The organism is Microbulbifer sp. ABH2_005 (assembly GCF_056160005.1).
Genome location: NZ_JBSWWI010000001.1, coordinates 3568898 through 3587851, shown reverse-complemented (window position 1 = coordinate 3587851; position 18954 = coordinate 3568898). Strand labels below are relative to the sequence as shown.

Genomic DNA, 18954 nt, shown 5'->3' with positions numbered 1-18954 from the left:
GTTGCTTGCCCCAGGCTTACCTTAACCCCCTTTCCAAATACCTGCTTTTTCGGCTCAGCCTGCGATCTCCCTTGACGCTTTGCCTCCACCTTGGGACACTCCCACCACTATATAAACATACAGATATTTGGGGAACGCCTCTTGACCCGAATCCTGGGTATTGACCCCGGCTCGCGCAAAACGGGCTATGGAATTATTGATGTAGAACGGAGTGTTGCCCGCTATGTGGCCAGTGGGGTGATTCGTATTCCCGAGGGCCCTTTACCCGAACGCTTAAAACTCATTTTCGATGCGGTTACTCAGATCGCCCAGCAATACCAGCCGGCGCAGATGGCCATTGAAAACGTGTTTATGTCGAAGAGCGCGGGCTCAGCCCTGAAATTAGGGCAGGCGCGCGGAGCCGCCATAGTGGCCGGGGCGAATAGCGGCCTCGCAGTGGCCGAGTATGAGGCGCGCAAGGTCAAGCAGGCGGTGGTGGGCAGTGGTGCGGCCGACAAGCTGCAGGTACAGCACATGGTCAAAACCCTGCTGTCTTTGCCGGGGACTCCCCAGGAGGATGCTGCCGATGCGCTCGCCGTGGCCCTGTGCCATATGCACACGGAGCAGACCCTGCTATTTACCGCCGGTGGAGCGCGCAGTCGTTTTCGCCGCGGCCGCCTCAGCGTTTAGCGAACTCTACAAAATCCCGCTCCTCACGTCCTCACTGTGAGCAGCGATAGATAAACCTGGAATAACACCATGATTGGAAGATTGAGTGGCACCCTGGCCGCGGTTCAGCCCCCTCTGTTGCTGATAGATGTGCAGGGTGTGGGCTACGAAGTGCTCGCGCCCATGACCACAATTTTTGAATTGCCTCCTCTTGGGCAGCCGGTCCAAGTGCATACGCACCTGGCAGTTTCAGAAACGGCCCAGCAGCTCTACGGCTTTATTCGCGATGCCGATCGCAAGCTGTTCCGCACCCTGATCAAAGTCAGTGGTGTGGGGCCCAAGATGGCCCTGGCGATTTTATCCGGCCTCGATGGTGCGGCCCTGGCGCGCTGTGTGGCGGAAGATAATGTTGCGGCCCTGGTAAAAGTGCCCGGTGTTGGCAAGAAGACGGCCGAGCGTTTGATTGTTGAGTTGCGCGATAAGTTGACCCCGGATTTCGGCGATGCCAACGATATCCCGTTGCTGGCTGCGGCTGCCGCACCCAAAGTTGACCACGCAGGCGAAGCGGAGAGCGCCCTGGTGGCTCTGGGTTACAAACCCACCGAAGCCAGCAAAATGGTAGCTCGCGCGGGTAAGGAACAGCCCGAAGCCGATAGTGCCGCTTTGATACGTCTGGCCTTAAAAGGCATGGCGCCCGCCTAAACCGAGTGGCTTGGAGTTGTTGCGATGATTGAAGCCGATCGTTTGGTCGCCCCCGAACCTGCGGGGCCCACGGGGCAGGAAGAGCAGTATGACCGCGCCGTGCGCCCCAAAGCCCTGGCCGATTATGTGGGCCAGCCGGTGGTGCGCGAGCAGATGGAGATTTTTATTCAGGCGGCCAAACTGCGCAAAGAGGCCCTGGATCACACTTTGGTATTCGGTCCCCCGGGCCTGGGCAAAACCACTCTGGCCAATATTATTGCCGCAGAGATGGGAGTGGCGATTAAGACCACTTCGGGGCCGGTACTGGAGAAGGCCGGTGATCTGGCCGCCTTGATGACCAACCTGGAGCCGGGGGATGTGCTGTTTATCGATGAAATCCATCGTCTCAGCCCCCATGTGGAGGAGGTCCTGTATCCGGCCATGGAAGATTACCAGCTGGATATTATGATCGGCGAGGGACCGGCGGCGCGCTCCATCAAGCTGGATCTGCCACCTTTTACTCTGGTGGGGGCCACCACCAGAGCGGGCCTGCTCACTTCGCCCCTGCGCGACCGCTTCGGCATAGTGCAGCGGCTGGAATTCTACAACGTGCAAGATCTCACCAGTATCGTGCGCCGCTCCGCCAGGCTGATGGGTGTGGAAATGGATGAAAGCGGCGCCTTACAGGTGGCGCGCCGCGCCCGCGGCACGCCGAGGATCGCCAACCGGTTGTTGCGCCGTGTGCGTGACTATGCCGAAGTAAAGGGCGATGGGGCAGTGGATTCAAACATTGCCGATGCCGCTTTGAATATGCTCAATGTGGATACAAAAGGCTTTGATTCCCTCGACCGGCGCATGCTGCTGGCGATGATCGAGAAGTTTGATGGCGGCCCAGTGGGGGTGGATAGCCTCGCCGCTGCCGTGAGCGAAGAGCGGGATACTCTGGAGGATGTGTTGGAGCCCTACCTGATTCAGCAGGGCTATATTGCCCGGACGCCCCGTGGGCGAGTGGTTACCGGGCTAGCTTACGAACACTTTGGTCTGCCCAAGCCGGATAAAATCAGCTGATAACCCAGCTCTCTATGCTGCTGAGCTGGGTGACTGTGGAAGTGAGGGAAATTGAATGAAGGAAGAGTTCGGTATTCCGGTAAGGGTTTATATCGAAGATACCGATGCGGCCGGCATCGTGTATTACGTGAATTATTTAAAGTATATGGAGCGCGCGCGCACAGAACTGCTGCGCTCCCTCGGGTATGATAAGCCGGCGATGCCACAGGAAGGGCTGTTGTTGGTGGTGCATTCCGCCGAGGTTCAATACCGCCGCTCGGCTTGCCTCGACGATGCATTGCGCGCTACTGCGACGATTGGCAAACTGGGCCGTGCCGCCGTGACCTTTGAACAAAAAATTTGGCGCGGCGATGAGCTAATTTGCGAAGGTGTGGTCAAAGTGGCCTGTGTCGCTGACGACAGCCGCAGGCCCTGTGCCCTGCCGGAACCCATTTATTCAGCATTAAAGGCAGTTATTTAAGAAGATGAACGCCGGTGAACAACTTTCTCTTTGGGGGCTAATCCAGAACGCCAGCCTGTTAGTACAGCTCGTTATGCTGCTGCTGTTACTGGCTTCTGTGGTGTCCTGGGTCATGATTATCCAGCGCGGGCTCTACTTGTCCCAGGCCAAGCGTGCGCTCAATAACTTTGAGCGCCGCTTCTGGTCCGGCGCGGACCTGAACAAACTGTTCCGCGAAGGCAATGAGCGCGCCGAGAAAGGTAAGACCGACGGGGTTGAGTCCCTGTTTCGCGCTGGTTTTACCGAGTTTACCCGCCTGCGCCAGCAGGGCAGCAGTGGCCCGGAAGCGGTTATGGAAGGCACCGAGCGCGCCATGCGCGTAGCCATGTCACGGGAGCAGGAAAAGGTAGAGATGAACCTGCCGTTCCTGGCGACGGTTGGTTCTGTTAGCCCCTATATCGGTTTGTTCGGTACCGTCTGGGGGATTATGAATTCCTTCCGCGGCCTCGCCACTATGCATCAGGCCACCATTGCCACGGTTGCCCCCGGTATCAGTGAGGCACTGGTGGCTACGGCGATGGGTTTGTTCGCTGCGATTCCCGCGGTGATGGCCTACAACCGCTACTCGGCCAAGGCGGAGTGGCTGTTGTCCAGCTACGAAACTTTCGCCGAGGAGTTTTCCTCTATTCTGCACCGCAAAGTGCACTCCGGCTGAGTAGTGAGTAGGCGAACCCTATGAGTGTGTTTCGCAAGGGAACCAAGAAAAAGCTGGTCTCCGAGATCAATGTGGTGCCATACATCGATGTGATGCTGGTGCTGCTAATTGTCTTCATGGTCACGGCACCATTGTTGATGCAGGGAGTCAAAGTGGACCTGCCAAACGCGCCCTCGGCGCCGATGGAGGACACCGATGAGGAGCCTCTGATTATTTCGGTGCGTGCCGATGGCACCTATTACCTAAATCTGGGTAGCGATGAGCAGGAGGCCAAGCCTCTCACTGAGATCAAGGAGACGGTGGCTAAGGTATTGCGGCAGAAGCCGAAAACTCCTGTGCTGGTATGGGGCGATAGCGAGGCCCGCTACGGTCTGATCGTCAATGCCATGACCGAGCTGCAGCAGGCGGGTGCGCCCAGTGTCGGTCTGGTGACAGAGCCACCGCAGGGGTAGGGTGCCGGTGAATAAAGGCTTTTACGTACTGGCGATAGTGATCAGCCTCCTGTTACACGGAGCGCTGATCATAGCTATGACCTTTGGTTGGGAAGCCAGCAGTATGCCGGAGCGCAAGCCGATGCCGAAGTTTGTGCAGGCCAAGCTGGTAACTATCGAGGCGGCGACACCAAAGAAGAAACTGCCCAAGAAAGTAGACAAAATTCAGCAGCGCGCCCAGCGCGAGGCTGAGCAGAAACGCAAGGCCGAAGTGGAGCGCAAACGCCGCGCGGCCCTGGAGCAAAAGAAAAAGCAGGAAGCGGAGAAAAAACGCAAGGCCAAAGCCGAGGCCGATCGCAAGGCTAAGGAAGCAAAGGCCCGTCGTGAGAAGGAGCGCAAAGAGAAAGAGCGCAAGGAAAAAGAACTCGAGGAACAGCTGGTCAAAGAGCGGGAGAGTTCTTTTAATGAAGCGCTAGAGGATGAGCAAGAGCTGCTTGATGCCAATGAGGGATTGCGAGCGGTAGGGTCAGTTGGCGAAGCGATTCAGCAGCGCATACAGTCTGTCTGGAGTCGACCACCCAGTGCCCGTAATGGTATGCGTACTGTAGTGAAAATCAATTTTGTCCCCACTGGCCGGGTGGTGGCAGCGAATATTATCGAGAGTAGTGGCAATGCTCCATTCGATCGCTCGGTTCTAACCGCCATTCGCAAAGTGGAAGTATTTCCCGAAGTGGCCGAACTGGCTCGAGAGGAGCCGGCAGCCTTCGAACGGCACGTCCGCACTACAACATTAAACTTTAACCCTGAAGATCTGCGCCAATGATCAAGAGCTTACTGAAGACAGTCGCCATTATTGCAATCGCCTCGGTCAGCCTGGGGGCTCGCGCCCAGCTGGTGGTGGATATCACCAGCGGAATCGATGACCCCACCCCGATCGCGATATCTCCATTCAGCTGGTCGGGCGGTGGTGTCCTTAGAGAAGATGTCTCCGGGATTATTTCCGCCGACCTGCGTCGCAGTGGCCTTTTTTCTCCGGTGCCCAAGGAGGACATGCTGTCCTTCCCTAAAACCCCGGAAGATGTGGTGTTCCGCGATTGGCGTATTCTCGGCACCGAATACATTGTTACTGGCCGTATAGAGCCCCAGGCCTCCGGCTATTTGCTGACTTTTGACCTGGTTAATGTATTTGGCCAGCACAAGATGTTCACCAAGCAGGTGCGCGGTGGCCAGACCCAGCTGCGCGATATCGCCCACCGCGCCGCAGATGAAATCTTCGAGGCCATTACCGGAATACGTGGCGCCTTCTCCACCGAAATGGTGTATGTGCAGGAGGAGAGTCGCGGTGGTAAACCCAGCTATGTGCTGATGCGTTCCGATATTGATGGCGCGCGCGCCAAGCAGATCCGCCGCTTCAGCGCGCCGGTAATGTCACCCATGTGGTCGCCCAACGGCCAGGAGCTGGCTTACGTTTCCTTCGAGACCGGCCGCCCGGCGATTTTCCGCGAAAATCTGCGCAGCGGCGAGCGCAAACAGCTGACCAACTTCAAGGGCATCAACAGTTCACCGACCTGGTCTCCCGATGGAACCAAGTTGGCTATGGTGCTCTCCAAGGACGGCAACCCGGAGATCTATGTTCTGGACTTGGCGAGTGGCAAGTTCACCCGCATGACCAGACACTTCTCCATTGATACCGAGCCAAACTGGATGCCGGATGGTAAATCGCTGGTTTTCACCTCAGATAGGGGAGGGAAGCCACAAATTTATCAATTGACTCTTGCCACTGGCCAAGTCGACCGCTTAACCTTCGATGGCGACTACAATGCGCGGCCACGAGTTTCTCCTGATGGGAAGACGTTGGTCATGGTACATCGCAACCGGGGAACCTTTACCATCGCCACGATGGATATTAACTCGGGCAGGATGCGTGTCCTTACGGAGACCACCCTGGACGAATCCCCCAGCATCGCTCCGAATGGAGCCATGCTGATGTACGCAACCAAGCGCGGAGACAAGGGCATTCTGGCTGCGGTATCGCTGGATGCCGGGGTGAAGTACAACTTACCCTCACAGAGAGGCGATGTCCGGGAACCGGCATGGTCGCCATACTTTGATTGAGGTGGGGACCCAGCGCTCTGGGGCGTAGGGTATTTATAAGACCAACTTAAAAAAATCTTTCAGGATTTTCGATAACACTAAAAGCGGAGTAGCTTATGTTGAAATCAGTAAAAACGGGACTGGGATTGGCCTGTGTTTTGGCTGTAATGGCCGGTTGTAGCAATACTAACAGCGATAAAAGCAGCGGCGAGGAGTACACCCAGCCCGAGGTTGACACCCAGGTTGAAACCACTGTTGTCGATGAGAGTGAAACCATGGCTCCTCTGGAGAATGTAGTTTACTTCGACTTCGACCAATCCCTGCTGAAGCCGGAAACCCGTGAACTGCTGATCCGTCACGCTGACCGTATGCGCGGTAATACCTCTGCTGTTCGCCTCGAAGGCCATGCTGATGAGCTGGGCACCCGCGAGTACAACCTGGCTCTGGGTGAGCGTCGCGCCAATGCCGTACGCGACTTTTTGGTACTGCAGGGCGTAGATGCAGCTAACCTGGAAGTGATCAGCTACGGTGAAGAGCGTCCGGCTCAAATGGGCTCTAACGAAGCTGCCCGTGCGATGAACCGTCGCGTTGTTATTAACTAATCGTCAAAATGGATGCCAATGGCTTTTACGATTAGAAAACTGGCGATCGCCGCAGCCGTAATGGCTGCGGCATCGCCCGTCTTCTCCCAGGCCCCGATTGTCGACCTGTCTACAAGTAGCCAGGAACAGTCCCCCCTTTCTAGTGGCACAGGTGCCGAGGACATGTACCTCGCCCGCGCTACTACCTCCAGCCCGAAAGCAAAGACCAACCCCCAGGCCGAGGCCTACTACCAGATGCAGGTACTGCAGCAGGAAGTGCGCGAATTGCGCGGAACGGTTGAGGAGTTGCGTCACGAGATTAAGCGTCTCAAGCAGCAGCGCACCGAGGATTACATGGATCTGGATCGGCGTATTGCACGCCTGAGCGGCACCGAGCCCTCGGCACAGCCATCTGTCCAACCATCGGTACAACCACCTGTCAAAGGTGGTGGCGGCGCTTCTGTACGGGGAGGTTCTGCCATGCCACCGAAGCCCCAGGGGCCGAAGGACGGCAAGAGTGAACGCGACCGCTACCAGGCCAGTTTTGGTCTGGCCCGCAATGGCGATTACGGTGGTGCCAGCGCTGAATTCAAGAGCTTGCTGCAAGACTTTCCCAATGGTCAGTACGCCCCCAATGCCAATTATTGGCTGGGTGAGATAGCACTGGTACAGGGGAACCTGGAGGAGGCCCGCGAATGGTTCGTGGCGCTGCTGGACGGCTACCCCAACTCCAATAAAGTATGGGACGGCCGCTATAAGCTGGGTACGGTTTACCACCAGCTGGGAGATCAGCAGAAAGCCCGTAACCTGCTGGAACAGGTGGCGGGGAGTGATGCCCGCGCCTCGAACCTGGCTAAGAAGTATCTCCAGGAGAACTTCTAGCACAGAGCCAGGGCTGTAGCCCTGCTCTTCTGTTCTATAGTGAGCGTCGCTGGTTTTTTGATCAGAAAAAGCCTATGATCCCGCGCCCGGATGGCATGTGCCATCCGGGCGTTTTTGTGTCGGGTGTGTATGACCAATCTGTCTAAAGAATCACTCAGAATTAGTGAAATTTTCTACTCCCTTCAGGGGGAGGCGCGAGAAAGTGGCTTGCCAACGGTGTTTGTTCGCCTGACCGGTTGCCCGCTGCGCTGTACCTATTGCGACTCGGAATACGCTTTTTATGGCGGTGAGCGCATGACCCTGGAGCAGATATTACTGCAGGTGCAGAGCCACCCCGCGCGTCATGTTTGCGTGACAGGAGGCGAGCCCCTGGCGCAGCCCAATTGTCTACCTCTACTGGAAGCCCTCTGTGACGCCGGTTATTCGGTATCACTTGAGACCAGTGGCGCCATGCCGGTGGATCAGGTGGACCCTAGAGTTTCACGGGTTGTGGATCTGAAAACCCCGGCCTCTGGGGAGCAACACCGCAATCGCATGGAAAATATGCAGCTGCTCACCCGCGACGATCAGATCAAGTTTGTGATCTGTGATCGGGGGGATTACGAGTGGGCCAGATTTACCCTGGATCAGTATCGCTTACCGGAGCGAGTAGGAGAGGTGCTCTTCTCCCCCAGCTATGAGCAGTTGCCCGCGCGACAACTGGCGGAGTGGATTTTGGCTGATGGCCTGCCGGTGCGCATGCAGATGCAGCTGCACAAATTGCTGTGGGGAGATATCCCGGGTGTTTGATTGGCCCGGAGATTGTGAATAGAAACATTGAGGAAGAGATGACTGCAAAGAAAGCGGTAATTTTGCTGTCCGGTGGCCTCGACTCGGCCACGGTGCTCGCCATGGCGCGCGCAGAGGGTTACGAATGTTATGCGCTGGGTTTCGATTATGGTCAGCGCCATGAAGCCGAATTGTTGGCAGCGAAGCGCGTCGCGGCCGATCTTGGTGCGGTAGAGCACAAGGTCGTGAAACTCGATCTGCGTTCGATCGGCGGCTCAGCCCTGACCGATGACAGTATTGAGGTTCCAGAAGAGGAAACCAGCGGAATTCCGGTCACCTATGTGCCGGCTCGCAATACGGTATTTCTCTCTATTGCCCTGGGATGGGCCGAGGTTCTCGGAGCCCAGGATATTTTTGTTGGCGTCAACGCGGTGGACTATTCCGGCTATCCAGACTGCCGTCCGGAATATATCGAGGCCTATGAGAAAATGGCCAACCTCGCCACTCGCGCTGGGGTTGAAGGACACAAGCTCTCTGTAAGAGCGCCGCTGATGCAGATGAGTAAGGCGGATATCGTGCTTGAGGGAACCCGTCTTGGGGTTGATTACAGTTTGACGGTATCCTGTTACCAGGCGCGCCCCGATGGTGCGGCCTGCGGCCGCTGCGATAGCTGTCGGCTGCGTGCGGTGGGATTTGCCGATGCGGGCCTGGCGGACCCCACGGTGTATGCCAGCTGATTGTCAGTTGGTGTCATTTTCAAGGGGAATACCTAACTCCTTAAATTTGTTAGATTTTTTTTCGGGTTAGGTATTGTCTTTTCAGAATAGATCCGTAAGATACGCAGCTCCTCACATCGAGGCACGGAAAAGGGTCGTTAGCTCAGTTGGTAGAGCAGTTGGCTTTTAACCAATTGGTCGCTGGTTCGAATCCAGCACGACCCACCATTTCCGCCGGGGATACCTACAGTAACCCCACAGCTTTTACAGATCTGCGAGAGAAGTAAAAGCATCCTGAGTTGGGACATACCAAGTTCGCCCAACTTCCTAAGGGTCGTTAGCTCAGTTGGTAGAGCAGTTGGCTTTTAACCAATTGGTCGCTGGTTCGAATCCAGCACGACCCACCATTTCTCTACTGCTTTCCTCTTAATTATATTTCTTCCCTGCAAGCATTGGCTTTCTCACGCCTGAAAATTCTCTACTTGGCTGAGCGGTTAAGGCATTTATTTGTCTCTATAGAGAGCAGTTTCAGCGGCAAATGAAGTCGGCTGCCATCTCCCCCAAATATAAGCAACTGGTAAGGCCGGGCGACTCAATCCCAAAAAAGGCCACTAATTGCGGCCCTTGTGTTTCGCCCTTGTGGAGCACCTTGAAATCCTGGGGTGGGCCGCCCTTTGCTGCCAGTTTTGGACGAATACCGGCATAGTCCGGCCTCAGGCTTTCTTTGGGAAGTTCGGGCCAGTAGAGACGAATACTTTTATAAAATTTCTCCCCTCGGTTTTTATCCACCCTGTACTCAATTTTATCTATCCACTCAACATCGGGTCCAAAGCGGGCATAGCCCTCCATGTCCAATGTGAGGTGGATGCCGAGACCGCCGGGCTCTGGCAGGGGATAGATCAGGTGGGAGAAAGGGGGTTTGTGGTCGAGAGAAAAATAATTCCCTTTTGCCAAAAATTGGCTTGGGACGGCCTGCCGAATACTTTCATCGTTGATGGTGCAGAGTAATCGGTGGCTGTGCAGTCCCGCGGCTACGATTAAATGATCTGCGGCAAGCTGATAACCGTCGCCCATGGTCAGCTGATAGTTTTCGCTTCCGCGCGATACTTTGTTCACTGCTGTATTCAATACAACCTGGCCGCCCTCTGCTTCCAGAGAGCCTTGTAAAGCCAGTAGAAAGGCGTGGCTATCGAAAATACCCGTAGTGGGTGAGTAAATTGCGCTATGGCAGTGCAGTTTTGGTTCTATCACCTCGGCTTCTTTCCTGTTCAGTAGCCTCAACCTTCCCGCACCGTTCTTATCGCCTTGTGCCTTCAAGGCTTGGAGTTGTGCGAGTTGGGATTCGCTAGTGGCCAGGATTAATTTACCGATGGCTTTATGGGGCACGGCATGCTCATGGCAAAAGCGATAGAGTTTGGCTTTACCCGAGACGCAGGCCCGGGCTTTTAGGCTGTTGCTGGGATAATAAATGCCGGCATGGATTACCTCGCTACTGCGGGCGCTTATCTCGGTGCCGATACTAGTGTGCTGTTCCAAAACCAGTACCCGTCGGCCTTTACTGGCCAGAGCGTAGGCGCAGGCGAGGCCGATAGCTCCGGCACCGATCACAACACTCTCCACCTTTTCCATTTAAGGGTCCGCCGATAAGGAAATAACTTTGTTTGCTTTAACGTGCAGTTTCTTGCTCAACCCTGAGCCCCTGGTTTGGTTGGGTGTGCACGAGGGTGAGCAACTTACCTTGCAGCGCTGTCGAATAACTAGTTGTTAATTCTCTAGGTGCACTGATATGGCGTCGCAATGCGTTATAATGCGCGTTTTTCGCTAGTGGTAGTTGGCCATGACCCAAAAGTCCATTGTCGCAGAACAGGTAGATTCCCGCTCTCTGGTGCAGGCGCACCTGGCGGAGCCGGTTGTGCCTCAATACAGTGAAGAGGAGTTGCAAGCCTGGCGCGAGCGCATAAAGCGTCTGCTGAAAGAGCAGAATGCCGTGCTGGTGGCTCACTATTACACAGACCCGCTCATCCAGGCGCTGGCCGAAGAGACCGGTGGCTGTGTGTCTGACTCCCTGGAAATGGCCCGCTTTGGCGCTCAGCATAGCGCCGATACTCTGGTAGTAGCCGGGGTAAAATTTATGGGTGAGACCGCCAAGATTCTCACTCCGAACAAGAAAGTATTGATGCCGACCCTTGAGGCAACCTGCTCTCTGGATCTAGGCTGCCCTCCCGAAGAGTTTTCAGAGTTTTGTGATCAGCATCCGGATCGCACGGTAGTGGTTTATGCCAACACCTCCGCGGCGGTGAAGGCGCGGGCGGATTGGGTGGTCACTTCCAGTATTGCCCTGGATGTTGTGGACCACCTGGATGCCAATGGCGAAAAAATCCTGTGGGCGCCGGACAAGCACCTCGGCGGTTATGTGCAGCGCGAAACTGGCGCAGATGTTTTGCTGTGGGACGGCTCCTGTATCGTGCACGAGGAGTTCAAGGCAAAAGGGGTGGAGGATCTGAAGGCGCTCTATCCGGACGCGGTAGTGTTGGTACACCCGGAATCCCCGGCCTCAGTAGTGGAGCTGGCGGATGTAGTGGGTTCTACCTCGCAGATTATTAATGCGGCCAAGACCCGCCCTGAGAAGCGCTTTATCGTGGCAACCGACCAGGGCATCTTCTACAAGATGCAGCAGGAATGCCCGGATAAAGAGCTGATGGTTGCTCCTACCGCTGGGGCCGGTGCCACCTGCCGCAGCTGCGCCAACTGTCCCTGGATGGCGATGAATTCCCTGGAGAACCTCTGTGGAGTGCTGGAACGCGGCGATAACGAGATCTTTGTGGATGCGGAGTTGGGCCGCAAGGCGATGATCCCGCTGCAGAGAATGCTGGACTTCCGTAAAGGTTAAGAAGAGTGCCCAGTGGGGTGATTTGATTCCACCAAAAAGAGCGGCCAATGGCCGCTCTTTTTGGTGGTGTTGGTCTCAGGGGTTAAAGCTCCTTGGCTTTCTCCTGCATCTTGATCACATCCTTGAGGCGCTGTTTCAAAATGGCATTGGTTTGATAATCGTCCTGGGTCATACGGATACCGTGGCGCAGGTGTTGTAGCGCTTTGTCGAAAACACCGTTGAGAATGTAGTACTCGGCGCGGGCCTCGTGTACGCCGACGATATCCCCGGCCAGGCCGTGAGTCTCTGCCAGCAGGTACCACACGGCCGGATCTTTCTTGCGCACCCGGCTGTATTTGGCCAGCATGCGCTCGGCAGCCAGGTAGTTGCCGGCCTTAAAGTGCGCGTTGGCGAGTCCCATCACCAGGGCATGATCGCCGGGGTTGCGATCCAGTGCGCGCTGTAAGCGCTGAGTGGCACCTGTGTAGTCATGCCGCACCAGATCGATATCCGCGCGCGCCAGCACAAAGGCTGCTTTGGATGGTTCCTTGTCGAGGAGGGGTTGCAAGGTGTCCAGGGCCGAATCCGGCCTACCCGCGGCGATCTGCGCCAGTGTCAGGCCATAGCGAGCGGCATCTTCATTGTCATTGATGCCGTTGAGTTCTGCCTGGAAGCGCTTGACTGCCTGCTGCGGTGTCGCTTCAGTGGCCAGGCGAATCCTGGCGCGCATCATATGGTAATCGCGACTGTCGCTTGGTTCGACATTTTCCATACGCTGGGAGCGCAGCTTGGCGTCGGCAATCCGTTTTTCTGTTACCGGGTGGGTCAGCAGGAACTCCGGTGGGCGACGATAGTAACGTGTGGCTTTGAGCATCTGCTCGAACATCTCGCCGGCAGCGTCCGGGTCGCGGCCAGATTTGGCCAGGGTCTCGATACCGACCCGATCGGCTTCCTGCTCATTCTTACGGCTAAAGCGCAACTGGCTGTCCAGCGCCGCGGCCTGGGTCGCGGTCATGGCGGCGATGCCAGCATCACCGCCGGCGGTGGCAGCGAGCACTAAGGCGCCGAGCATGCCGGCTAGAGTGGGTAGGGTATTGTTGCGCTGGGCCTCCAGCGAACGGGCGTAGTGACGCTGGCTGAGGTGGCCCAGTTCGTGCGCAATTACCGAGGCAAACTGATCCTCGTTTTCCGCAAACAGGAAGAGGCCGGTGTGAATGCCCATAATGCCGCCGGGGACGGCGAATGCATTCATGGTTTCATTACTCACCACGACCACATCAATGTTCTTGTCCTCTAAGGGGCTGTACTCGGCGAGCCCTTTGACAGTTTTCTCGACATATTGCTGTAGGAGTGCGTCTGAAGAGGTTTTTACCTGGCTGCGAAACATGCGCAGCCACATTTGCCCCAGTTCTTTCTCTCGCTGGGGGGAGACCAGGCCGCTGGTGCTGTCGCCGAGTTCTGGCAGACGGATTCCCTCGGAGTCGGCGCTAGCCGCTAAGGGAGTGCTGCCGAGCAATAGGCCGATGCCCAGTGCCTTTAAACTGCCGCGCAGCCGTTGTGAGAGGGTCGAGTTGTACGATCGACGAGGCAGGCTTTTTTGGGGATCAGTCATTTTGATTACTGCTCGGTCTGTCCGTGTAGGATCTATAGTCCAACTCTATACGCAACCCCGTTGAACTGTCGAGAGTTTGACCGAGTGGGTCTGTAAAGGTTCAGGTTTGCGCCAGCTGGCGAGTTAAAAAGGGTAAAGCTTTGACGGTTTCTGGCGCAGATTACGCGTTATAATCCGCAGCCCTGCAAAGCTTGCGAGCGAGTAGCCAATGGCCGAGTTTCTCTCCGATACCGCTAGTGAACAGAGCGCGCCAGACTGGCATGCGGCGGTAACGGTGGATGCCCGCCAGTTGCCGTGCCCACAGCCTCTATTGGCTATGCGTAGAGCCCTGCATCAATACGAGGCGGGAACCCTGCTGTGTATTATGGCAACGGATGAGGGCTCTTGGCGCGATTTTCACAGTTTTGCTTCACTGAGCGGCAGGCCCCTGCTGCGCGCCGAAAGGCGTGATAACACCTTTCTATATTGGCTGTACGCTGGCAAATGAAGAATCAAACCCGAGAGTCTATGTTGTCGATTGTTAAAGGCTGGGTGAACCGCTACTTCAGTCAGGAAGAAGTGGTGTTGCTCGTGCTGCTGCTCACCGTGGCGCTGGTGGTGCTGGCCACGCTCGGAGGCGTGTTGGCGCCTGTGCTTACGGCCCTGGTGATCGCCTTCCTGATGCAGGGCATGGTGCAGAAGCTGAAGTCCTGGCGGGTGCCCCATTGGCTCGCGGTAACGCTTTCCTGCCTGGTGCTGGTGGGCACTATCGTGGGCCTGCTATTTGTGGTGTTACCGATTATCTGGCGCCAGCTGGTGCGCCTCGGCGCGGAGCTGCCGAATATGGTGCAGCGCGGCCAGGAGCTGTTGCTGCTTCTGCCGGAGCGTTACCCACGCCTGATTTCTGCGGCGCAGATCGATGAGGTTTTCAATACCCTCGGCAAAGAGCTGGGTGGGATGGGGCAGACCCTGCTGGCTTTCTCTCTCACCAACCTGCCCATTTTTGCAGGCCTGCTGATTTATGTGGTGGTGGTGCCGATCCTGGTGTTTTTCTTTTTGAAGGACTCCGACCAGCTGATCCGCTGGTGTACCTCTTTCCTGCCAAAGCAGCGTCCCATGCTGCACCAGATCTGGCACGAGATGAACGACCAAGTGGCCAACTATGTGCGTGGCAAAGTGGTAGAGATCGGCATAGTGGCTGCGGTGAGCTATGCCGCCTTCCTGTTACTGGGGGTCAATTACGCCCTGCTGCTGGCGGTAGCAGTGGGCTTGAGTGTATTAATTCCCTATATCGGCGCGGCGGTGGTGACTATCCCGGTGGCGGCCATTGGTCTGTTCCAATGGGGTTGGAGCAACGAGTTTTTCTACCTGATCATAACTTACGGCATTATCCAGCTGCTCGATGGCAATGTACTGGTGCCGTTGTTGTTCTCTGAGGCGGTTAACCTGCACCCGGTGGCAATTATCCTGGCGGTATTATTTTTCGGGGGAATTTGGGGGTTTTGGGGTGTCTTCTTCGCGATCCCTCTGGCCACTCTACTCAAAGCCATTATGACCGCCTGGCCCACCAGCGAGCACCAGGCCGAGTGGGAAGCTAAGCGTATATCGGAGTGATGCCCGATCACGTTTTCGCTAGTCGATTTCTTTTCTTTGTATAGGCGCGGGGCCATTGCTAGAATGCCGCGCTTTCTTTTATTTGGCCCTTCAAATAGGTGAGAGCCCATGAGCCTGGCTGACAAAGTTCTAGCGGTCAATAATGACCTGCCGATCCGTACCGACAAGCCTGTCCATAGCGGCAAGGTCCGTTCTGTTTACTGGCTGAGCGAAGAAGATAGCCGCCGCCTGATTGAGGAAAAAGGCTACCCGGTTTCCCCGGACACCCCTCTCGCGGTAATGGTGATTTCCGATCGCATCTCCGCATTTGACTGCATCTGGACTGGTGAAGGCGGTATGCGCGGCGTACCCGGCAAGGGTGCGGCACTGAACGCCATTTCCAACCACTGGTTCAAGTTGTTTAAAGAGCAGGGCCTGGCCGATAGTCATATTCTGGATATCCCGCATCCGCTGGTGTGGATCGTACAGAAGGCGCGCCCGGTGATGATCGAAGCGATCGCTCGCCAGTACATCACCGGCTCCATGTGGCGCTCTTATCAGAAGGGCGAACGCGAGTTTTGCGGCATTGAAATTCCCGATGGCCTGCAGAAAGACCAGAAGCTGCCAGAGCTACTGATTACCCCCTCCAGCAAAGGTATTCTCAAGGGCATCCCCGGCGTGCCGGAAGCGGATGATGTCAATGTCACCCGCAAGAATATCGAAGACAATTTTCCGGCCTTCGGCTTCCGCAGCGCGGGCGATATCGACCTGTACGAGAAGTTGCTGAAAGAGGGTTTCGATTTGATTTCTGCCGAGCTGGAAAAGCTCGATCAAATCTTTGTCGATACCAAGTTTGAATTCGGCTATGTCACCGATGCCAATGGCGAAGAACAGCTGATCTATATGGACGAAGTGGGTACCCCGGACTCCTCCCGCATTTGGGACGGTGAACAGTATCGCGCGGGCAAGGTTGTGGAAAAATCCAAAGAGGGTTTCCGTCAGGCTTTGCTCAGCTACTTCCCCGATGCGGATATTCTATTGAACAAAGATCGCATGGATGAGCGTCTGGCCCTGGCTCGTGATAACGAGCTGCCAGAATCTATGCTGATGGATCTCTCTAGTACTTATATCGGTATTGCTGAGAAGATTATTGGTACGAAATTGGAGATATCTGATAATCCTAAAGCGGAATTGCTTGAAGTGTTGCGTAAGGATTATGGCCTGGTCGACTGATCTGGGCCTAAATAAAAAAGCCGGCGCTTGCGCCGGCTTTTTTATGTCTGTTTACCTGCTAGCTTCTACAGCTTGGGGATAGTGCCTGTAATTTCTTCCCTAGAGTATTTCCCCGGTAAAAATAATTTTATTAGCTTTAACTGGGCTTGGTCTCAAGTGGTAACTGCAATTCCCTAGGCCTTCTATAGAGTTGGGCTTGGAGTCTGAACCTTGGGGTGTATCTATGCTGTCTCAGAGTTGGCCTTAGATTAAATATATTTTATCTTTCACTTTTCTAATTGCCCGCTGTGTAAACTTGGTAAATATAAAGTTAAAACGCAATTTATATTTGCCAAGTGAAGAGATTTAAAATTAATGAAAGTGATGGCGGCAACCCTTTTATATAAGTGTCTTTTCCCTTTTTATATCCTTCTCATGGTGGCTGCATGTTCCACTGGGTCAGAATCCCGAAAAGGTGATAAACCTACTCGTCACACAGGGGATGAATTTTATGCTTATTACTCGAGAATGGATTCAGGTGAGCCCTGGGAAGCCCATCAGATGGTTAGTGAGTTTGCCGATATCGTTATTCATTTCTCTAACACAGAACGGTTCTACTTCTGGCGGGCCTCTAGCTATCTGCCACGGTGGCACACCGACGAAGGTGTCAATTATGTAGAGCAGCTTTTTGACACTCAAGGGGATGGAGCAGGGCTGCGCTGGGATAAACTCAATCGTCACTCCCATGTGCGGATTATTCGTCAGTCCCAACGTGAAGTGGTAATACACTGGCGTTATGCCCCAAAATTTGATGTTCATACTGATCCAATGCTGCCGGGGTGGACAGGTTGGGTCGATGAATACTATACGGTGAGGCCTGACCGCACGGTTTTACGGGAAATATATGATCATGATAACGAACGTAAGTTAACTCACCATTTAACTTTAAATTCGAATGGCTCAATCACGCAGTCTTCTACTGAGCAGTCCCCCTATATCCCGCCTGTAGCCGAGTTCTATAGTGCCAACGCTTTACCTGAGGGACCAGATTCAGGCTTTGGAGCGCTATACACCAAGTTGGGCTATGTGGGAGCGTGGGATGTCGGCCCGGATGATGAATACCAGCCAAGGTCGAGTGTGTGGAGTGACAATTGGCAAGTGCATGCCCATCCCGATGTAGTTGTTAATTTTGATGGCAATGATACCAAATGGGTTTTCTGGAGAGGTCTGGGCTTTGTCCCAAGTCTGGTTTCAGAAAACGGTGCATGGTTCAGCAATGAATTTAATGAAAGTTGGGGCTGGCCGGAAATGTGCGAAAGCGGTGGTGCTGAGCCTATGAATGACAAGCAGGCTCGCTACAGCCATGTACGTGTCATTGAAAATACCCCTGCAAGGGTTATCGTGCAGTGGCGGTATCATCCCACCGGTATTTGCTACAACTTAATTGATACAGATGATTCACCGGATGGGTGGGGTTCAACATCCGAGTTTGTTTTTTACTTTTATCCCGATGGTTCGGTACTCTCTCGAAATACGCTATTCAGTCAGCAGGCCAATACCTATGGCGATGCTCCCAATGGGTTTGAATATCATGAAGCGATGATTATTAATAGTGCAGGCAGAGACCCTTGGGATAACATTGAAATTAATAAAACGCTTGTCCTCGCTAATATGGAGGGGCAGGTGGAGAGTTATAATGGTGCCGATGGAGGTATTAATGACCGAGGTAATGAGCCTTTTGAGTTGCCTTTGCAGGCTAATATTGCTCGTATTAATTTAAAAGATACGGATTTTGATACCTATACCATTATGGAGCACGGCAGCACGCTGGAAATTATTCCATATTCTGAAGTGGATTTTGAAGAAGAATATCCTGGACATCATTTTGTTCGCTGGGACCACTGGCCGGTGAATCAGATTCGAGCATTTGGTCGTGGAGCCATGGATTCTCGTTACCCAAGCCATACATCGCTATTCCATATGGCTTTTAATCCACCGTTCAAACAGGATGATTTTTCACAAACCCGGCTGCTGCTCACTGGATTGTCCGATATGTCAACTGAGCAGGTTGTCAAACTGGCTAAGTCCTGGCTTCAGGCTCCTGCACTCACTAATGTTAAGGGTTCTTCAGACTTTGGCTATGATGAATCTCAGCGAGCATACTATTTTGATGCAACAGACTCGTTAACTTTCAGGCTAAATGGCTCAGGGTCTAACCCGATATTCAATCCTGCGTTTGTGTTGGAAGGCTGGCAGGGTGAAAAAAATATTGCAGTGAAAGTTAACGGGCAAACTACCGACGATTTCAAATGGGGTAATTTTAGAAATACAGCCGGTAGAAAAACGACCATTGTTTATTTGCCATTGCATTCTCAGGATATCGTGGATGTTGAAATCTGTCAGCTTGGAAAGTGCTGAGTGGTTGAGTTATTGTGATATTAACCCGTCCTGTTTGCGTGAAAAGCGATTTATATTCCGATGTTTCGATATGGTGAGTTTGAAGGAGGCGTCTTGGCAAACTGACTGGTATAGAAGCGAGCTTATTATTTAGCTTGCTCTGAATGTACAGTGAAATTGCTCACAGTGTGTGTAAATTGAACTCTAAAACCAAGAGCTTCGGCAATATCATCTTGGCTTGCACGGTAGCTGACTCAATGTTCCCCTCT

General features: G+C 54.4%; 19 protein-coding genes and 2 tRNA genes. 19 read left to right on the top strand and 2 right to left on the bottom strand.

Annotation, left to right across the window (positions count from 1 at the left end):
- Positions 1–141 precede the first annotated feature (141 nt).
- The 14 genes from ruvC (at position 142) to ACXAFI_RS15470 (ending at position 9430) form a co-directional block, all read left to right on the top strand.
- Positions 142–669: a crossover junction endodeoxyribonuclease RuvC gene (gene ruvC, locus ACXAFI_RS15535; protein WP_152451551.1), complete on the top strand. Its 528-nt coding sequence runs from the start codon at positions 142–144 to the stop codon at positions 667–669.
- Positions 670–738: 69 nt separating this feature from the next.
- Positions 739–1350, top strand: coding sequence for a Holliday junction branch migration protein RuvA (gene ruvA, locus ACXAFI_RS15530; RefSeq protein ID WP_475109535.1), 612 nt, complete (start codon positions 739–741; stop codon positions 1348–1350).
- Positions 1351–1374: 24 nt separating this feature from the next.
- Positions 1375–2397, top strand: a complete 1023-nt coding sequence (ruvB, locus tag ACXAFI_RS15525) for a Holliday junction branch migration DNA helicase RuvB (RefSeq protein ID WP_475109534.1) — start codon at positions 1375–1377, stop codon at positions 2395–2397.
- A 55-nt stretch (positions 2398–2452) separates the two neighbouring features.
- Complete coding sequence (gene ybgC / locus ACXAFI_RS15520) at positions 2453–2857, top strand: tol-pal system-associated acyl-CoA thioesterase (protein ID WP_475109533.1); 405 nt, start codon at positions 2453–2455, stop codon at positions 2855–2857.
- Positions 2858–2861: 4 nt separating this feature from the next.
- On the top strand, positions 2862–3551 hold the full coding sequence (gene tolQ, locus ACXAFI_RS15515) for a protein TolQ (RefSeq protein WP_152451559.1): 690 nt from the start codon (positions 2862–2864) through the stop codon (positions 3549–3551).
- A gap of 20 nt (positions 3552–3571) precedes the next feature.
- Positions 3572–4003 carry a protein TolR gene (gene tolR, locus ACXAFI_RS15510; RefSeq protein WP_475109532.1) on the top strand — a complete coding sequence of 144 codons (432 nt, stop codon included), beginning with the start codon at positions 3572–3574 and terminating at the stop codon, positions 4001–4003.
- Positions 4004–4010: 7 nt separating this feature from the next.
- Positions 4011–4805 (top strand): cell envelope integrity protein TolA, encoded by a 795-nt coding sequence (gene tolA / locus ACXAFI_RS15505; RefSeq protein WP_475109531.1) that lies wholly within the window; start codon positions 4011–4013, stop codon positions 4803–4805.
- Positions 4802–6097, top strand: a complete 1296-nt coding sequence (tolB, locus tag ACXAFI_RS15500) for a Tol-Pal system beta propeller repeat protein TolB (RefSeq protein ID WP_152451565.1) — start codon at positions 4802–4804, stop codon at positions 6095–6097. Before tolA ends, tolB begins: the two co-directional genes overlap by 4 nt.
- A 95-nt stretch (positions 6098–6192) precedes the next feature.
- Complete coding sequence (locus ACXAFI_RS15495) at positions 6193–6678, top strand: OmpA family protein (RefSeq protein WP_152451567.1); 486 nt, start codon at positions 6193–6195, stop codon at positions 6676–6678.
- Positions 6679–6696: 18 nt separating this feature from the next.
- On the top strand, positions 6697–7539 hold the full coding sequence (locus tag ACXAFI_RS15490) for a YbgF trimerization domain-containing protein (RefSeq protein ID WP_475109530.1): 843 nt from the start codon (positions 6697–6699) through the stop codon (positions 7537–7539).
- Positions 7540–7668: 129 nt separating this feature from the next.
- Positions 7669–8328: a 7-carboxy-7-deazaguanine synthase QueE gene (gene queE, locus ACXAFI_RS15485; protein ID WP_152451571.1), complete on the top strand. Its 660-nt coding sequence runs from the start codon at positions 7669–7671 to the stop codon at positions 8326–8328.
- Positions 8329–8366: 38 nt separating this feature from the next.
- Positions 8367–9044 carry a 7-cyano-7-deazaguanine synthase QueC gene (gene queC / locus ACXAFI_RS15480; protein WP_152456091.1) on the top strand — a complete coding sequence of 226 codons (678 nt, stop codon included), beginning with the start codon at positions 8367–8369 and terminating at the stop codon, positions 9042–9044.
- Positions 9045–9175: 131 nt separating this feature from the next.
- Positions 9176–9251: transfer RNA gene (locus ACXAFI_RS15475), tRNA-Lys, on the top strand.
- Between the two features lie 103 nt (positions 9252–9354).
- A tRNA-Lys gene (locus tag ACXAFI_RS15470) sits at positions 9355–9430 on the top strand.
- Between the two features lie 121 nt (positions 9431–9551).
- Here the strand turns inward: ACXAFI_RS15470 and ACXAFI_RS15465 are convergent.
- Positions 9552–10652, bottom strand: coding sequence for an NAD(P)/FAD-dependent oxidoreductase (locus ACXAFI_RS15465; RefSeq protein WP_475109529.1), 1101 nt, complete (start codon positions 10650–10652; stop codon positions 9552–9554).
- Between the two features lie 208 nt (positions 10653–10860).
- Here ACXAFI_RS15465 and nadA point away from each other — a divergent pair, with 208 nt between their 5' ends.
- Entirely contained in the window at positions 10861–11913 is a 1053-nt protein-coding gene (gene nadA / locus ACXAFI_RS15460) for a quinolinate synthase NadA (RefSeq protein ID WP_475109528.1), read from the top strand.
- Positions 11914–11995: 82 nt separating this feature from the next.
- Here nadA and ACXAFI_RS15455 read toward each other — a convergent pair whose 3' ends face one another.
- Positions 11996–13504: a M48 family metalloprotease gene (locus tag ACXAFI_RS15455; protein WP_152451583.1), complete on the bottom strand. Its 1509-nt coding sequence runs from the start codon at positions 13502–13504 to the stop codon at positions 11996–11998.
- Positions 13505–13712: 208 nt separating this feature from the next.
- On the opposite strand from ACXAFI_RS15455, the gene ACXAFI_RS15450 reads away from it, so the two are divergent.
- From ACXAFI_RS15450 to ACXAFI_RS15435, 4 genes are all read left to right on the top strand, one after another.
- Positions 13713–13991 carry a sulfurtransferase TusA family protein gene (locus ACXAFI_RS15450; protein WP_475109527.1) on the top strand — a complete coding sequence of 93 codons (279 nt, stop codon included), beginning with the start codon at positions 13713–13715 and terminating at the stop codon, positions 13989–13991.
- A gap of 20 nt (positions 13992–14011) precedes the next feature.
- Positions 14012–15097, top strand: a complete 1086-nt coding sequence (locus ACXAFI_RS15445; protein WP_152456093.1) for an AI-2E family transporter — start codon at positions 14012–14014, stop codon at positions 15095–15097.
- 108 nt (positions 15098–15205) lie between these two features.
- Positions 15206–16309: a phosphoribosylaminoimidazolesuccinocarboxamide synthase gene (locus ACXAFI_RS15440; RefSeq protein WP_475109526.1), complete on the top strand. Its 1104-nt coding sequence runs from the start codon at positions 15206–15208 to the stop codon at positions 16307–16309.
- Positions 16310–16663: 354 nt separating this feature from the next.
- A complete protein-coding gene (locus tag ACXAFI_RS15435; protein WP_475109525.1) occupies positions 16664–18706 on the top strand; it encodes a hypothetical protein in 2043 nt (680 codons plus the stop codon).
- The last annotated feature ends 248 nt before the right edge of the window (positions 18707–18954 follow it).

Excerpts from the sequence above, each read along its gene's own strand:
- ruvA (WP_475109535.1), top strand. The coding sequence starts at position 739 with ATGATTGGAAGATTGAGTGGCACCCTGGCCGCGGTTCAGCCCCCTCTG.
- ruvB (WP_475109534.1), top strand. The coding sequence starts at position 1,375 with ATGATTGAAGCCGATCGTTTGGTCGCCCCCGAACCTGCGGGGCCCACG.
- ybgC (WP_475109533.1), top strand. The coding sequence starts at position 2,453 with ATGAAGGAAGAGTTCGGTATTCCGGTAAGGGTTTATATCGAAGATACC.
- tolQ (WP_152451559.1), top strand. The coding sequence starts at position 2,862 with ATGAACGCCGGTGAACAACTTTCTCTTTGGGGGCTAATCCAGAACGCC.
- tolR (WP_475109532.1), top strand. The coding sequence starts at position 3,572 with ATGAGTGTGTTTCGCAAGGGAACCAAGAAAAAGCTGGTCTCCGAGATC.
- tolB (WP_152451565.1), top strand. The coding sequence starts at position 4,802 with ATGATCAAGAGCTTACTGAAGACAGTCGCCATTATTGCAATCGCCTCG.
- ACXAFI_RS15495 (WP_152451567.1), top strand. The coding sequence starts at position 6,193 with ATGTTGAAATCAGTAAAAACGGGACTGGGATTGGCCTGTGTTTTGGCT.
- ACXAFI_RS15490 (WP_475109530.1), top strand. The coding sequence starts at position 6,697 with ATGGCTTTTACGATTAGAAAACTGGCGATCGCCGCAGCCGTAATGGCT.
- queE (WP_152451571.1), top strand. The coding sequence starts at position 7,669 with ATGACCAATCTGTCTAAAGAATCACTCAGAATTAGTGAAATTTTCTAC.
- queC (WP_152456091.1), top strand. The coding sequence starts at position 8,367 with ATGACTGCAAAGAAAGCGGTAATTTTGCTGTCCGGTGGCCTCGACTCG.
- ACXAFI_RS15465 (WP_475109529.1), bottom strand. The coding sequence starts at position 10,652 with ATGGAAAAGGTGGAGAGTGTTGTGATCGGTGCCGGAGCTATCGGCCTC.
- nadA (WP_475109528.1), top strand. The coding sequence starts at position 10,861 with ATGACCCAAAAGTCCATTGTCGCAGAACAGGTAGATTCCCGCTCTCTG.
- ACXAFI_RS15455 (WP_152451583.1), bottom strand. The coding sequence starts at position 13,504 with ATGACTGATCCCCAAAAAAGCCTGCCTCGTCGATCGTACAACTCGACC.
- ACXAFI_RS15450 (WP_475109527.1), top strand. The coding sequence starts at position 13,713 with ATGGCCGAGTTTCTCTCCGATACCGCTAGTGAACAGAGCGCGCCAGAC.
- ACXAFI_RS15445 (WP_152456093.1), top strand. The coding sequence starts at position 14,012 with ATGTTGTCGATTGTTAAAGGCTGGGTGAACCGCTACTTCAGTCAGGAA.
- ACXAFI_RS15440 (WP_475109526.1), top strand. The coding sequence starts at position 15,206 with ATGAGCCTGGCTGACAAAGTTCTAGCGGTCAATAATGACCTGCCGATC.
- ACXAFI_RS15435 (WP_475109525.1), top strand. The coding sequence starts at position 16,664 with ATGAAAGTGATGGCGGCAACCCTTTTATATAAGTGTCTTTTCCCTTTT.